The following is a 13,086-nucleotide window of genomic DNA, read 5'->3' on the forward strand; positions in this document are numbered from 1 at the left end:
ACCTCAGCCGCGGATGCCCTCCAGCCGGGCCGCCGCGCTGTCCAGCAGCATCTCCAGAGCCGTCGGGTAGGCGCTGGTGAGCATCCGGGTGGCGAGCAGGGGGGCCGCCTCGGCGATGCGGGGATGGGTGGTGGCGGGCAGACGGGCGTACGTCGAGCGCCACATGTCCTCGTCGGCGTGCAGCGAGTCGCTGGGCAGGGCCAGCGAGGCGGCGTCCAGCGCGGCGAAGGCCAGGGTCTGGTCGATGAAGGCGTGGTAGATGCGCACGGTGTCGGGCAGGGGGAAGCCGGCCGTGCGCAGGAGGTCCAGGACGGCCTCGTCCGCGGCCAGCTCGTGCGCCCGGCCCGTGACGCGGTTGGTGGTGAGCAGGGCGGCCTGCGGATGGGCGAGGTACGCGGCGTGGACGCGCAGCCCGAAGGAGCGCAGGTCCGCCCGCCACTCCCCCGTGGGCCGCCAGCCCTGAAGGGCCTGGCCGATGAGCGCGTCGCCGATGGCGAGGGTCAGGTCGTCCATGCCGCGGAAGTACCGGTAGAGCGTGCTCGGGTCGGCGTCCAGGGCGAGGCCCAGCCGGCGGGCCGTCAGTCCCGCGCTGCCGTGTTCGCGCAGCATGCGCAGCGCGGTCTCGACGATCAGCTCCTCGGACAGCACGGTGCCGCTCTTGGTGGGCCGGCGACGGCGGCGTTTCTCCTCGGGCACCACGGGCTTGGGCACGACGTCTCCCTCCTTATGCCAACGCCATTGACCTTATGACACGGGGCGGCGTTTCATCTCTGCAAGGACGCGTCACTTTCTTCGCAAATAGGGAGTTTCTGTCATGCGTGTACTGCTCGTGGGTGCCGGTGGTGTGGGCGGGGCGATCACCCGGATCGCGGCCCGGCGGCCCTTCTTCGAGGCGATGGTGGTGGCGGACTACGACCCGGACCGGGCCGAGGCGGCGGTCGCGGCCCTGGACGGCGACGCGCGGTTCACCGCGGAGCAGGTGGACGCGGCCGACGAAGCGGCCGTGGCCCGGCTGCTCCAATGGCATCGCTGCGACGTCCTGCTCAACGCCACCGACCCCCGCTTCGTGATGCCCCTGTTCCGCGCGGCCCGCGCCGCGGGCGCCACCTATCTCGACATGGCGATGTCGCTGTCCCGCCCGCACGCCGAGCGTCCCTACGAGGAGTGCGGGGTCAAGCTCGGCGACGAGCAGTTCACGCAGGCCGCCGACTGGGAGAAGGAGGGGCTCCTCGCTCTCGTCGGCATGGGCGTGGAGCCGGGTCTGTCGGACGTCTTCGCGCGGTACGCCGCCGACGAACTCTTCGACGAGATCGAGGAGATCGGCATCCGCGACGGCGCGAACCTGACCGTCGACGGCTACGACTTCGCGCCCTCGTTCAGCATCTGGACCACCATCGAGGAGTGCCTCAACCCGCCGGTCGTCTACGAGACGGGCAAGGGCTGGTTCACCACCGAACCGTTCAGCGAGCCCGAGGTCTTCGACTTCCCCGAGGGCATCGGCCCGGTGGAGTGCGTGAACGTGGAGCACGAGGAGGTGCTGCTCGTCCCGCGTTGGGTCGACGCCCGCCGGGTGACCTTCAAGTACGGCCTGGGCCGGGAGTTCGTCGAGACGCTGAGGACGCTGCATCTGCTGGGCCTGGACCGCACCGACCCGGTGACCGTGCCCGGGCCGGACGGGTCGGTGAAGGTCTCGCCACGGGACGTGGTCGCCGCGTGCCTGCCCGACCCGGCCACCCTCGGCGAGCGGATGCACGGCAAGACGTGTGCGGGCACCTGGGTGCGGGGCGTGAAGGACGGCGAGCCGCGCGAGGTGTACCTGTACCACGTGGTCGACAACCAGTGGTCGATGGCGGAGTACGGCTCCCAGGCGGTGGTGTGGCAGACGGCGATCAACCCCGTCGTCGCGCTCGAACTCCTCGCCACGGGCGGCTGGTCCGGTGCGGGCGTGCTCGGCCCGGAGGCCTTCCCGGCCCGGCCGTTCCTGGACCTGCTGACGGACTACGGCTCCCCCTGGGGCATGCGGGAGCAGTGAACGACTATCCGGGAACGCCCTGTTTCAGCGCGCATCGACAGGTCACCCGAAAAGGAGTAAGCAGACGAGAGAGCACGTTTCTACTGCGATGCAGGTGACTTCGATGGACAACTGGCGAGACCACGCTGCCTGTCGGCACGAGGACCCCGAGCTCTTCTTCCCGATCGGCACCTCCGGCCCGGCTCTGTTGCAGACGGAGCAGGCCAAGGCGGTGTGCCGACGGCGCTGCCCTGTGCAGGAGCAGTGTCTGCAATGGGCCCTGGACACGGGGCAGTCCATCGGCGTGTGGGGCGGGACGAGCGAGAACGAACGGCGTGCGCTGAAGCGCCGCACGGCCGCCCGCCGCCGCTCCGGCTGACATCGGCCCGCACCCCTGGGGATGCTCGCTGCACCGCAGCGGTCCCCAGGGGTGCGTGCGTCCGGCCGGGGTTAGGCTCGCGGCACGTATCCGTGTCGCCGCGGAAAGGAGCCGACCATGAGCGTGCGCGTGCGCCGCGTCTACGATGCCGCCGAGCCGGAGGACGGGGTGCGGGTGCTGGTCGACCGGCTGTGGCCGCGCGGGCTGGCGAAGGACGCGGCCCGGGTGGACGAGTGGCCGAAGGCGCTCACCCCGTCGACGGAGCTGCGCCGCTGGTACCACACGGGCGAGGGCTCGTACGAGGAGTTCGCCGAGCGGTACGAGGCGGAGCTCGCCGCCGACGAGGCCGCCGAGGCGCTCGACAGCGTGCGTGATCTGGCCCGCAAGGGCGACGTGACCCTGCTGACCGCGTCGAAGACGCCGGAGCAGAGCCACGCCACCGTGCTGGTCCGCCTCCTCGAAGGCTGAGAAGCGGGGCCCCGGTCCGTCAGGCGGTCTGCTTCGCCGCCGCCCGGCCCGCCGCCCGGCCCGAGAAGAGGCAGCCGCCGAGGAAGGTGCCCTCCAGGGCGTTGTAGCCGTGGACGCCGCCGCCGCCGAAGCCGGCGACCTCGCCGGCCGCGTACAGCCCCTCGACCGGCTTGCCGTCGGTCCCGAGGGCGCGGGAGTCCAGGTCGGTCTGGATGCCGCCGAGGGTCTTGCGGGTGAGGACGTGCAGCTTGACGCCGATCAGCGGGCCGGCCGCCGGGTCGAGGATGCGGTGCGGGGTGGCGACCCGGCCGAGGCGGTCGCCGATGTAGCGGCGGGCGTTGCGGATGCCCTGTACCTGGGCGTCCTTGGCGTAGGGGTTGGCGATCTGCAGGTCGCGGGCCTCGATCTGGCGCTTGATCCCGGCCGCGTCGAGGAGCGGCTTGTCGGTGAGTTCGTTCATCTTCGCGACGAGCTGCTCGACGGTGGACGCGGTCACGAAGTCGGCGCCCTTGCGCAGGAACGCGTCGACCGGGCCGGGCGCGCCCTTGCCGAGGATGCGCTCCTTGAGGAAGCCGGCGCGGTCCTTGGCGGTGATGTCGGGGTTCTGCTCGGAGCCCGACAGGGCGAACTCCTTCTCGATGATCTTCTGCGTGAGGATGAACCAGGAGTGGTCGTACCCGGCGATGTCCTCGGTGGTGCGCAGATGCTTCAAAGTGCCGAGGGTGTCGTAGCCGGGCAGGTACGGCCCGGGCAGGCGGCGGCCGAGGGCGTCGAACCACATGGAGGACGGTCCGGGCAGGATGCGGATGCCGTGGCCGGGCCAGATCGGGTCCCAGTTCTGCAGGCCTTCGGTGTAGTGCCACATGCGGTCGCGGTTGACCAGCCGGACGCCCGCCTCGGCGCTGATGTCGAGCATCCGCCCGTCGACGTAGGCGGGGACGCCGGTGACCATCTCGCGTGGCGGGGTGCCGAGGCGCTCGGGCCAGTAGCGGCGGACGATGTCGTGGTCGGCGCCGATGCCGCCGCTGGTGACGATGACGGCCTGGGCGGTGAGTTCGAACTCGCCGATCGCGTCGCGGCTGGAGGCGACGCCCCGGGGTGAGGGGTCCTCGGCCAGGACCGTGCCGCGCACGCCCCGGGCGCTGCCGTCCTCGACGACGAGCGCGTCGACGCGGTGACGGTGGTGGAAGGTGAGCAGCCCGTCGCGGGCGGCCTGTTTGGCGTAGTGGACGAACGGTTCGACGACACCGGTGCCGGTGCCCCAGGCGACATGGAAGCGGGGCACGCTGTTGCCGTGCCCGTGCGCGGTGAGGTCGCCCCGCTCGGCCCAGCCGACGGTGGGCAGGAACGTGATGTGGTGTCCGTCGAGCCAGGAGCGCTTCTCCCCCGCCGCGAACTCGACGTAGGCACGGGCCCAGCGCACGGCCCAGGAGTCCTCGTCCTCGAGCCGGTCGAAGCCCGCGCTGCCCCGCCAGTCGCTCCAGGCGAGGTCGAAGGAGTCCTTGATGCCCAGGCGGCGCTGCTCGGGCGAGTCGACGAGGAACAGCCCGCCGAAGGACCAGAAGGCCTGGCCGCCGAGGTTGCTCGCGTTCTCCTGGTCGACGAGGGCGACCCGCCGGCCCCTGCTGGTCAGTTCGTGCGCCGCGACCAGGCCGGCGAGACCCGCTCCGACGACGATGACATCGGCATCCATGGCGACCGTTCCCTTCTTCAGTTCTTCGTGTGATCGAGGGTGCCGCTGCCATCGGTCAGCAGGGCCGTGAGCAGTTGCTTCAGCCAGGCGCGGGCGTGATCCAGGTCCCGGTCCAGCAGCAGTTGCGCGGTGACGCCGTCGTACGCGGCCACCACGGCGTGCGCTGCGCCGTCCGTGTCCCCCAGTACGGCGGGCAGTGCGGTGTGCCCGCGGGCCCGGCCCAGCCGCTCGGCGATGGCCCGCCGCAGCCGCGCGCGGTGTTCCAGCAGGCTGCGCGCCACCTCCGGGTCGCGGGCGGCATGCACGAGGAAGTCCGTCTTCACCAGGAGCCAGTCGCGGTCGAGCAGCAGCACGTCGGTGACGCGGTCCACGGCGGCGGGCACGTCGAGGTCGGGCCCGTCGAGGGCGAGGGCGCCGGAGACCTGCTCGGCGATCAGGTCGGCCCGCTCGCGGTAGAGGGCGAAGAAGAGCTCGTCGAGGCTGGAGAAGTTGGAGTAGAAGGCCCCCCTGCTGTAGCCCGCGGCCTCACAGACCTCCTCGATCGAGACATGCCCGAAGCCCTTGGCCGCGAACACGGAGAACGCCGCGTCCAGGAGATTGGCGCGGGTGTGGACACGTCGCCTCGTCACGCGCCCTGCACTTCCCTCCACAGCCATGCCCGGCCCTCCTTTCGATACAGGACTGTATTGGATACACCGATGTATCGAAAGAGCGAGTCGTTCATGGAACATACTTTCGATTAAGAGATATGCTGACTGCATGCACCTCCAGGGCTCCCTCTTCGACCAGGCCGACGAGCTCCGCCTCGGCTCTCTGGACGGGATCAGCCGCACCCACCTCGGCTTCGGCGCCTGGCTGGACACGCTGCCCGGCTGGCTCGGCGGCTCGGACGAACTGTTCGAACGACTGGCCGCCGAGGTCCCGTGGCGGGCGGAACGGCGCAAGATGTACGACAGCGTCGTCGACGTCCCCCGCCTGCTCGCGTTCTACGGCGCGGACGACCGGCTGCCGCACCCGGTACTGGCCGAGGCACGCGACGCGTTGAGCGCCCACTACGGCGAGGAGCTGGGCGAGCCGTTCGCCACCGCCGGGCTGTGCTACTACCGCGACGGCCGGGACAGCGTCGCCTGGCACGGCGACCGGATCGGACGCGGGGCGCGCGAGAACACGATGGTCGCGATCCTGTCGGTCGGAGCCCCCCGTGACCTGCTGCTCCGCCCGCTGCGAGGCGGCCGGGACACGGTGCGCCGCCCGCTGGGCCACGGGGACCTCGTCGTGATGGGCGGCTCCTGCCAGCGCACCTGGGAGCACGCGATCCCCAAGAGCGCCCGGGCGACGGAACCGCGCATCAGCATCCAGTTCCGTCCGCACGGCGTGCGCTGAGGACCTACCGAACGCCCCTGCCGCACGGCGTGCGCCGAGCGCGTACCGAACGCCCCTGCCGCACCGCTCCGTTGCGGCGGACCCGGCGATTCCGTCCGCCGCGGAATCTGCTTTTCTTCTCCCGTCGGGCCGGTAACCGAGACCACGCGAGGCGGGCGATCATGCGGGCGGACGTACAGCAAGTCGCGGACGGCACCTACCTGGTGCACGGTTCGAACACCAACTGGGTGATCCTCACGGAGGGGGACGCCGTCACACTGGTCGACACCGGTTACCTCGGTGACCGGGAGCAGGTCCTCGCCTCGCTCGCGCAGGTGGGCAGCTCCCCGGAGGCGGTAGCCGGCGTGCTGATCACCCACGCGCACAACGACCATCTGGGCAGCGCGGAGTACCTGCGCGCCACGTACGGCACGCCCGTCCTCCTGCACGAGGCCGAAGTGCCGCACGCACGCCGGGAGTTCCTGCACCAGGTGTCCGTCGGGACGGTGCTGAGGAACGGCTGGCGGCCGGGCGTCCTGCCGTGGGTGGTGCACGCGCTGCGCTCGGGCGGCACGACCCCCGTCCCGGTGACGGCTCCGCGGGCGTTCCCGATGGCGGGCGCGCTGGACCTGCCCGGACGACCGGTACCGGTGCACACCCCGGGTCACACCGACGGACACTGCGCCTACCACCTGCCCGGCACCGGGGTGCTGATCTCCGGTGACGCCCTGGTCAGCGGGCACCCCACCTCGCGGGTCGAGGGGCCGCAGCTGCTGCCGGACATGTTCGACCACGAGCGGCCCCGCGCCCTGGCCTCCCTGGACGTCCTGGCGGAGCTGGAGGGCGAGCTGCTGCTCCCCGGGCACGGGCCGGTGCACCGCGGGCCGGTGCGGGACGCCGCTCGACTTGCCCGGGAACGCGCCCTCTAATCTGATGTGACGATCGGCGGCGAGACAAGGACACCCGGCCCATGGCACTGCAGATCAGCGCGACCAATCCCGAGCACCCCGCGCTCTTGCTGGAACTGCCGTGGAACGTGCCTCTGGAGGAGTGGCCACAGGAGTACCTGGTGCCACTGCCGCGCGGCATCTCCCGGCACGTGGTGCGCTACTCCCGGGCAGGCGACGAGGTGATCGCCGTGAAAGAGCTGGCCGAGCGGCCCGCGCTGCGCGAGTACGACATGCTGCGCGACCTCGACCGCCTCGGCATCCCGTCGGTGGACCCGCTGGCCGTGGTCACCGGCCGCACCGACGACAGCGGCGCCCCGCTGGAGAGCGTCCTGGTCACGCGGCACCTGGGCGGCTCGATGCCGTACCGCTCGATGTTCGAGACGACCATGCGGCCCGCCACCATGCACCGGCTGATGGACGCGCTCGCCGTGCTCCTGGTGCGCCTGCACCTGGCCGGGTTCGCCTGGGGCGACTGCTCGCTGTCCAACACCCTCTTCCGGCGCGACGCGGGCGCCTACGCCGCGTATCTCGTGGATGCCGAGACCGGTGACCTGCACCCGCAGCTCAGCACGGGGCAGCGGGAGTACGACCTCGATCTCGCCCGCGTGAACATCAGCGGGGAGCTGCTGGACCTGGAGGCGTCCGGGGCCCTGCACCCGTCCGTGGACCCGATCGAGTTCGGCATGGAGATCTGCGCCCGCTACCGCGGCCTGTGGGACGAGCTGACCCGGGCCTCCGTCTACCCGGCCGGCAAGTACCACTACATAGAACGCCGGATCCGCCGCCTGAACGACCTCGGCTTCGACGTCGCCGAGATGCAGATCGAGCACGCCTCGAACGGCGACACGGTCAGCTTCGTGCCCAAGGTCGTCGACGCGGGCCACCACCAGCGCCAGCTGCTGCGCCTGACCGGTCTCGACACCGAGGAGAACCAGGCACGGCGGCTGCTGAACGACCTGGAGAGCTGGATGGCGACCCAGGACGACTACGCGCCGGGTGACCCTCCCCCAAGTTCTCGGCTTCGCTCGAACAGGGGGGACCTCCATGGGGCCCGCCCCGAGGTGCTGGCCCACCGCTGGGTGCGGGAGGTCTTCCGGCCGACCGTGCGGGCCGTGCCGCTCGAACTGCGCGGTGCGATGGACCCGGCGGAGATCTACCACCAGCTCCTGGAACACCGCTGGTACATGTCCGAGCAGGCCCAGCACGACATCGGCCTGGACGCGGTGGTCGAGGACTACATCCGGAACATCCTGCCCAAGGCCCGCAAGACGTTGCAGCCGACCGCGGAGTGAGGGGCCGGTGCCCTCACGCGTGGGGCACCACCGCCACGGGGCAGTCCGCGTGGTGCAGCATTCCGTGGGCCACCGAGCCGATGCGGGCCCCGACGGCCGTGCGGTGGGCCCGGCGGCCTACCACCATCAGCTGGGCCGTCCCGGCCACCGACAGCAGCACCTGGCTCGCGCTGCCCATCTCCACGTGCTCCTCGACCGGCACGTCGGGGAAGCGTTCCCGCCACGGCCGGACCGCGGCGGCCAGGCTCTTCCGCTCGTACGGCTCCAGTCCCCCGGCCTCGTCGAGGAGCTTCAGCGAGCCCGGGCTGTAGGCGAAGACGGGCGGCAGATTCCAGGCGCGTACGACCCGCACGGCCGCCCCGCGCGCGGCGGCCGTCTCGAAGGCGAAGCGCAGCGCGTCGGCGCTGTCCTCCGGGTCGCCCTGCTGACCCACGACGACCTCCCGCCCGGCGGCCTCGGACGAGGCCTGGTCGCCGGCCCGGACGAGCACCACGGGCCGGGTGGTCGCGGCGATCACCTGCTGGCCGACCGATCCGAGCAGGAACCCGACGATGCGGCCGTGCCCGCGCGAGCCGAGGACCAGCATCTCGGCGTCCGCCGCGGCGGCCACCAGGGTGTCGGCCACCGGGCCCTCGACGACATCGGTGGTCACCGCGAGGTCCGGATGCCGCTCGGTGACACTCCCGACGGCCTCGGTCACCGCGCCGTGCACCCACTCGGCCTGGCTGTCCGCGTCCCCGGCGACGCCCGCCTCGACCACCTCCTGGGAGTGGACCCGCCAGGCGTGCACCACCCGGAGCGCCAGGCCGCGCCGCACCGCCTCCCTCGCCGCCCACGCCAGGGCGGCGAGGCTCTCCTGCGATCCGTCGACCCCTGCGGTGATCGGGCGTGTCATCCGGCTGTCTCCCCTCGTCGGAAATCACCACGTGCTCATGATCAGTCTTCACTACACTGCGCGCATGTCACTCGCGTGGGAACAGGTCATGGTGGACTCGGCCGATCCCGAGGCCCTCGGGCGCTGGTGGGCCGAGGCTCTGGGCTGGGTGGTGGTGAACGACGAACCCGACGAGTTCGAGATCCGGCCCGCCCCCGACCGGACGCCGGGACTGCTCTTCACTTCGGTGCCGGAGCGTAAGACGATCAAGAACCGTCTCCACCTCGATTTCCGGCCCGACGACCAGAAGGCCGAGGTGGCGCGGCTGCTGGCGCTCGGTGCGCGGCACGCCGACATCGGGCAGGGCGAGCAGCCGTGGGTGACGCTCGCCGACCCGGAGGGCAACGAGTTCTGCGTGCTGGGGGCCTTCCACAGCTGATCCCCGTATCCGGGCGCCGCTCGGCGATCGAACATACGATGGGCGGAGGTCGGCGCGGTGCTCCGGGGCGCCGTGCCGTGAGTCGACCGCCCGGTGTGGGGGACGTATGGCACAGGCCGCCGATACGGCGCGGACCGTCATCATGACCGTGGACGACGACCCGGGTGTCTCCCGGGCCGTGGCCCGGGACCTGAGGCGGCGGTACGGCGCGTCGTACCGGATCGTGCGGGCGGAGTCCGGCGCGTCCGCGCTGGACGCGCTGCGCGAGCTGAAGCTGCGCGGCGATCTCGTGGCCGTGATCCTGGCCGACTACCGGATGCCGCAGATGAACGGCATCGAGTTCCTCGAACAGGCGCTGGACGTCTACCCGGGCGCGCGGCGCGTGTTGCTGACCGCGTACGCGGACACGAACGCCGCGATCGACGCGATCAACGTCGTCGACCTCGACCACTACCTCCTGAAGCCGTGGGACCCGCCCGAGGAGAAGCTGTACCCGGTCCTCGACGATCTGCTCCAGGCCTGGCGGACCAGTGACTTCCGGCCCGTGCCCAGCACCAAGGTCGTGGGGCACCGGTGGTCGTCGCGCTCCTCGGACGTGCGGGAGTTCCTGGCCCGCAACCAGGTGCCGTACCGCTGGTACTCCGCCGACGAGCCGGAGGGGCGGCGGCTGCTAGCCGCGGCCGGCGAGGACGGGATGCGGCTGCCGGTGGTGATCACGCCGGACGGGACCCCGCTGGTCGAGCCGGAGGCCGTGGACCTCGCCGCCCGGGTCGGTCTGGCGACGACGCCGACGGCCGACTTCTACGACCTGGTCGTCATCGGCGGCGGCCCGGCCGGGCTCGGCGCGGCGGTCTACGGCGCCTCCGAGGGGCTGCGGACCGTGCTGGTGGAGCGGTCGGCGACCGGCGGGCAGGCGGGGCAGAGCTCGCGCATCGAGAACTACCTGGGCTTCCCCGACGGCGTGTCGGGAGGGCAGCTCACCGACCGGGCACGGCGGCAGGCGGCGAAGTTCGGCGCCGAGATCCTCACCGCCCGCGAGGTGACGGCCCTGGAGGTCAACGGCGCCGCGCGGATCGTGCGGTTCTCCGACGGCTCGGCGGTCGCCGCGCACAGCGTGATCCTGGCGACCGGCGTGTCCTACCGGCAGCTGGCGGCGCCCGGCTGCGAGGACCTGACCGGCTGCGGCCTGTACTACGGGTCCGCCCTGACGGAGGCCCCGTCCTGTCAGGACCAGGACGTGTACATCGTCGGCGGCGCCAACTCCGCCGGGCAGGCGGCCATGTATCTGTCCCGGGGCGCCAAGTCGGTGACCCTGCTGGTGCGCGGCGAGTCGCTGTCGGCGTCGATGTCGCACTACCTGATCCAGCAGATCGAGGAGTCCCCCAACATCCAGGTCCGGTCCCGCACGGTCGTCGAGGCCGCGCACGGCGACGGCCACCTGGAGCGGCTGACCCTGCGGGACGCGGACAGCGGGCAGACCGAACAGGTCGACGCGCAGTGGGTGTTCGTGTTCATCGGCGCGGCCCCGCTTACCGACTGGCTGGACGGCACGGTACTGCGGGACGAGCGCGGGTTCATCCTCGCCGGGCCCGATCTGAGCGCGGACGGCCGGCCGCCGGAGGGCTGGGAGCTGGACCGGCCGCCGTACCACCTGGAGACCAATGTGCCCGGCGTGTTCGTGGCGGGCGACGCCCGCTCCGAGTCCGCCAAGCGGGTCGCGTCCGCCGTCGGAGAGGGAGCCATGGCCGTGATGCTCGTCCACCGGTATCTGGAGCAGTCATGAGCGGGCGTTCGGCGCCGTGCGACCCGCAGGAGATCGGGGCGCTGTTCCTGTTCGAGAAGCTCACGCCCGAGCAGCTCGGCAGGCTGTGCGGCGAGGGGCGGGTGGAACGCTTCGAGCCCGGGCCCGTGTACACCGAGGGCGAGCCCGCCACGTGCTTCTACGTGCTGCTCGAGGGCTCGGTGGTGCTGTACCGCCGGGTCGGCGGGGACGACGTGGAGGTGACCCGGACCTCCCAGCGGGGGGTGTACGCGGGATCCATGCAGGCGTACCTGGGCGACCGCGTGCGGCAGGTCTACAACAACTCCATGCGCGTCACGGAGCCGACGCGGTTCTTCGTGCTGCCCGCCGACACCTTCGCGGGCATCATGCAGGAGTGGTTCCCGATGGCGGTGCATCTGCTGGAGGGGCTGTTCTTCGGTTCGAAGAGCACCCAGCGGGCGATCGGGCAGCGCGAACGGCTGCTGGCGCTGGGCTCGTTGTCCGCCGGCCTCACGCACGAGCTGAACAACCCGGCCGCGGCGGCCGTCCGGGCGACCGCGACGCTGCGGGAGCGGGTCGGCAAGATGCGCCACAAGCTGGCGGTGATCGCGCAGGGGTCGTACTCCCCCGAGGTCATGGCCAACCTCATCGACATCCAGGAGCGGACCGCCGAACGGGTCGCGAAGGCACCAAGCTTGAGTCCGCTGGAGGCGTCCGACCGCGAGGACGCCGTGACCGACTGGCTGGACGACCAGGGCATCCCGGAGGGCTGGCGGATCGCGCCCACGTTCGTGCAGGCCGGTCTCGACGTGGGCTGGCTGGACCAGATCGCGGCGGCGGTGGACGAGGACATCCTGCCCAGCGCGATCGGCTGGCTCAACTACACCGTCGAGACCGAGCTGCTGATGGACGAGATCAACGACTCGACCACCCGCATCTCGCACCTCGTCGACGCGGCGAAGCAGTACTCGCAGCTCGACCGGGCGCCCTTCCAACACGCCGACGTGCACGAACTCCTCGACTCCACCCTGCTGATGCTGTCGGGCAAGATCGGCAAGCAGATCAAGGTCGTCAAGGACTACGACCGAACGCTGCCGACGATCCCCGCCTACCCCGCCGAACTCAACCAGGTGTGGACGAACCTCGTCGACAACGCGGTCGCGGCGATGAACAGCGCGGGCGGGGAGGGGACGTTGACCGTGCGGACGGCCCCCGACCACGACCGGCTGCTGGTGGAGTTCCGTGACACGGGCGTCGGAATCCCGGCGGAGGACCGGGGGCGGATCTTCGACCCCTTCTTCACCACCAAGCCGGTGGGTGAGGGGACCGGGCTCGGGCTCGACATCTCCTGGCGGATCGTGGTCAACAAGCACCACGGGAACATCCAGGTGGAGTCGGAGCCGGGGGACACGCGTTTCCAGGTACTGCTTCCGCTGACGGCGGTCGAGGAGGAGTCTGCATGAGTGGCGAGAACGGCATCGACCCGAGCGTGCCGCCGAGCGGCAGCGGGTGCGCGGAGTGTGATGCGGCCGGGGGGTGGTGGTTCCACCTGCGGCGGTGCGCGCAGTGCGGGCACGTGGGGTGTTGTGACAGCTCACCGGCGAAGCACGCGACGGGGCATTTCCGGGAGACCGGGCATCCCCTGGTGCAGAGCTTCGAGCCGGGTGAGGACTGGTACTGGGACTATGCGACGAACGCGTTGTACGAGGGCGGGCCGGAGCTGGCCGCGCCGGTGAGTCATCCGGCCGATCAGCCCACGCCGGGGCCGGCGGGGCGAGTCCCCGGTGACTGGGCGAAGATTCTGCGCGCCTAGGAGATCGAGGCTCTCCGGCGCGCGGCGGATGCGCCTCGTCGGT

Annotated in this window: 14 protein-coding genes; 10 read left to right on the forward strand and 4 right to left on the reverse strand. The window is 71.5% G+C overall.

The window, feature by feature from the left end; all coding sequences use genetic code 11:
- Window positions 1–3: 3 nt before the first annotated feature.
- Window positions 4–711, reverse strand: a complete 708-nt coding sequence (locus tag QOL88_RS01710; protein WP_097214742.1) for a TetR/AcrR family transcriptional regulator — start codon at window positions 709–711, stop codon at window positions 4–6.
- 103 nt (window positions 712–814) lie between these two features.
- Here QOL88_RS01710 and QOL88_RS01715 point away from each other — a divergent pair, with 103 nt between their 5' ends.
- The 3 genes from QOL88_RS01715 (at window position 815) to QOL88_RS01725 (ending at window position 2,858) form a co-directional block, all read left to right on the forward strand.
- Entirely contained in the window at window positions 815–2,032 is a 1,218-nt protein-coding gene (locus QOL88_RS01715; protein ID WP_097214743.1) for a saccharopine dehydrogenase family protein, read from the forward strand.
- A 103-nt stretch (window positions 2,033–2,135) separates the two neighbouring features.
- Window positions 2,136–2,390: a WhiB family transcriptional regulator gene (locus QOL88_RS01720; protein WP_030844076.1), complete on the forward strand. Its 255-nt coding sequence runs from the start codon at window positions 2,136–2,138 to the stop codon at window positions 2,388–2,390.
- A 117-nt stretch (window positions 2,391–2,507) separates the two neighbouring features.
- Window positions 2,508–2,858 (forward strand): DUF488 domain-containing protein, encoded by a 351-nt coding sequence (locus QOL88_RS01725; RefSeq protein WP_097214744.1) that lies wholly within the window; start codon window positions 2,508–2,510, stop codon window positions 2,856–2,858.
- A 19-nt stretch (window positions 2,859–2,877) separates the two neighbouring features.
- On the opposite strand, the gene QOL88_RS01730 is transcribed toward QOL88_RS01725, so the two are convergent.
- The gene (locus QOL88_RS01730) at window positions 2,878–4,551 is read right to left on the reverse strand and encodes an FAD-binding dehydrogenase (RefSeq protein WP_097214745.1); all 1,674 of its coding nucleotides are present in this window, start codon (window positions 4,549–4,551) and stop codon (window positions 2,878–2,880) included.
- A 17-nt stretch (window positions 4,552–4,568) separates the two neighbouring features.
- On the reverse strand, window positions 4,569–5,207 hold the full coding sequence (locus QOL88_RS01735) for a TetR/AcrR family transcriptional regulator (protein ID WP_097214746.1): 639 nt from the start codon (window positions 5,205–5,207) through the stop codon (window positions 4,569–4,571).
- Window positions 5,208–5,310: 103 nt separating this feature from the next.
- Here QOL88_RS01735 and QOL88_RS01740 point away from each other — a divergent pair, with 103 nt between their 5' ends.
- The 3 genes from QOL88_RS01740 (at window position 5,311) to QOL88_RS01750 (ending at window position 8,155) form a co-directional block, all read left to right on the forward strand.
- Window positions 5,311–5,934 carry an alpha-ketoglutarate-dependent dioxygenase AlkB gene (locus tag QOL88_RS01740; RefSeq protein ID WP_097214747.1) on the forward strand — a complete coding sequence of 208 codons (624 nt, stop codon included), beginning with the start codon at window positions 5,311–5,313 and terminating at the stop codon, window positions 5,932–5,934.
- A 161-nt stretch (window positions 5,935–6,095) separates the two neighbouring features.
- Window positions 6,096–6,842, forward strand: a complete 747-nt coding sequence (locus tag QOL88_RS01745; RefSeq protein WP_097214748.1) for an MBL fold metallo-hydrolase — start codon at window positions 6,096–6,098, stop codon at window positions 6,840–6,842.
- Between the two features lie 41 nt (window positions 6,843–6,883).
- Window positions 6,884–8,155 carry a DUF4032 domain-containing protein gene (locus QOL88_RS01750; protein ID WP_097214749.1) on the forward strand — a complete coding sequence of 424 codons (1,272 nt, stop codon included), beginning with the start codon at window positions 6,884–6,886 and terminating at the stop codon, window positions 8,153–8,155.
- Window positions 8,156–8,168: 13 nt separating this feature from the next.
- Here the strand turns inward: QOL88_RS01750 and QOL88_RS01755 are convergent, their stop codons facing one another.
- Complete coding sequence (locus tag QOL88_RS01755) at window positions 8,169–9,050, reverse strand: universal stress protein (RefSeq protein ID WP_097214750.1); 882 nt, start codon at window positions 9,048–9,050, stop codon at window positions 8,169–8,171.
- 64 nt (window positions 9,051–9,114) lie between these two features.
- On the opposite strand from QOL88_RS01755, the gene QOL88_RS01760 reads away from it, so the two are divergent.
- The 4 genes from QOL88_RS01760 to QOL88_RS01775 all read left to right on the forward strand — a co-directional run bounded on the left by QOL88_RS01760 (window position 9,115) and on the right by QOL88_RS01775 (window position 13,043).
- Window positions 9,115–9,468, forward strand: a complete 354-nt coding sequence (locus QOL88_RS01760) for a VOC family protein (RefSeq protein ID WP_097214751.1) — start codon at window positions 9,115–9,117, stop codon at window positions 9,466–9,468.
- Window positions 9,469–9,574: 106 nt separating this feature from the next.
- Entirely contained in the window at window positions 9,575–11,251 is a 1,677-nt protein-coding gene (locus QOL88_RS01765) for an NAD(P)/FAD-dependent oxidoreductase (protein WP_097214752.1), read from the forward strand.
- Window positions 11,248–12,693: an ATP-binding protein gene (locus QOL88_RS01770; RefSeq protein WP_097214753.1), complete on the forward strand. Its 1,446-nt coding sequence runs from the start codon at window positions 11,248–11,250 to the stop codon at window positions 12,691–12,693. The genes QOL88_RS01765 and QOL88_RS01770 overlap by 4 nt, the downstream gene beginning before the upstream one ends.
- On the forward strand, window positions 12,690–13,043 hold the full coding sequence (locus tag QOL88_RS01775; protein ID WP_097214754.1) for a UBP-type zinc finger domain-containing protein: 354 nt from the start codon (window positions 12,690–12,692) through the stop codon (window positions 13,041–13,043). Before QOL88_RS01770 ends, QOL88_RS01775 begins: the two co-directional genes overlap by 4 nt.
- Window positions 13,044–13,086: the final 43 nt, after the last annotated feature.

Source organism: Streptomyces sp. Ag82_O1-12 (assembly GCF_900182715.1).
In the GTDB taxonomy this organism is placed as follows: domain Bacteria; phylum Actinomycetota; class Actinomycetes; order Streptomycetales; family Streptomycetaceae; genus Streptomyces; species Streptomyces massasporeus.

What these genes read in the sequence shown, in the direction of transcription:
- QOL88_RS01725 (WP_097214744.1), top strand. Translation starts at nt 2,508, where the DNA reads ATGAGCGTGCGCGTGCGCCGCGTCTACGATGCCGCCGAGCCGGAGGAC.
- QOL88_RS01775 (WP_097214754.1), top strand. Translation starts at nt 12,690, where the DNA reads ATGAGTGGCGAGAACGGCATCGACCCGAGCGTGCCGCCGAGCGGCAGC.
- QOL88_RS01760 (WP_097214751.1), top strand. Translation starts at nt 9,115, where the DNA reads ATGTCACTCGCGTGGGAACAGGTCATGGTGGACTCGGCCGATCCCGAG.
- QOL88_RS01735 (WP_097214746.1), bottom strand. Translation starts at nt 5,207, where the DNA reads ATGGCTGTGGAGGGAAGTGCAGGGCGCGTGACGAGGCGACGTGTCCAC.
- QOL88_RS01745 (WP_097214748.1), top strand. Translation starts at nt 6,096, where the DNA reads ATGCGGGCGGACGTACAGCAAGTCGCGGACGGCACCTACCTGGTGCAC.
- QOL88_RS01720 (WP_030844076.1), top strand. Translation starts at nt 2,136, where the DNA reads ATGGACAACTGGCGAGACCACGCTGCCTGTCGGCACGAGGACCCCGAG.
- QOL88_RS01740 (WP_097214747.1), top strand. Translation starts at nt 5,311, where the DNA reads ATGCACCTCCAGGGCTCCCTCTTCGACCAGGCCGACGAGCTCCGCCTC.
- QOL88_RS01755 (WP_097214750.1), bottom strand. Translation starts at nt 9,050, where the DNA reads ATGACACGCCCGATCACCGCAGGGGTCGACGGATCGCAGGAGAGCCTC.
- QOL88_RS01730 (WP_097214745.1), bottom strand. Translation starts at nt 4,551, where the DNA reads ATGGATGCCGATGTCATCGTCGTCGGAGCGGGTCTCGCCGGCCTGGTC.
- QOL88_RS01765 (WP_097214752.1), top strand. Translation starts at nt 9,575, where the DNA reads ATGGCACAGGCCGCCGATACGGCGCGGACCGTCATCATGACCGTGGAC.
- QOL88_RS01750 (WP_097214749.1), top strand. Translation starts at nt 6,884, where the DNA reads ATGGCACTGCAGATCAGCGCGACCAATCCCGAGCACCCCGCGCTCTTG.
- QOL88_RS01770 (WP_097214753.1), top strand. Translation starts at nt 11,248, where the DNA reads ATGAGCGGGCGTTCGGCGCCGTGCGACCCGCAGGAGATCGGGGCGCTG.
- QOL88_RS01715 (WP_097214743.1), top strand. Translation starts at nt 815, where the DNA reads ATGCGTGTACTGCTCGTGGGTGCCGGTGGTGTGGGCGGGGCGATCACC.